Source organism: Cupriavidus sp. SIMBA_020 (genome assembly GCF_046535395.1).
Taxonomy (GTDB): Bacteria; Pseudomonadota; Gammaproteobacteria; order Burkholderiales; family Burkholderiaceae; genus Cupriavidus; species Cupriavidus campinensis.
This window is the reverse complement of the sequence record NZ_JAWRWU010000911.1, coordinates 1-261: the sequence shown is the minus strand read 5'-3', so window position 1 is coordinate 261 and position 261 is coordinate 1. Positions and strand designations below refer to the sequence as shown.

General features: G+C 70.9%; 1 pseudogene. It reads right to left on the bottom strand.

From position 1 onward, the window contains the following. Positions 1-261: pseudogene (locus SB751_RS32085) on the bottom strand (LysR family transcriptional regulator); the annotation flags it as partial.

The following is a 261-nucleotide window of genomic DNA, read 5'->3' as shown; positions in this document are numbered from 1 at the left end:
CCGGCGCCGTGCGCGCCAGATGTTCGAGCAACGCGGGCAGGAACACGACTTCGCCGATATCGGTCATGCCGATCGTCATCGTGCGCGACGCGCACAGCGGATCGAAACCGGTCTCCGGATTGAGCGCGGCATGCAGCGTCGACAGCGCCTGCGCAACCGGTTCGGCCAGCCGCAACGCGAAGGGTGTCGGGACGACGCCGCCCGGCCCGCGCACGAACAGCGGATCGCCGAGCCGGCGGCGCAGCTTCGCGAGCGCGTTGC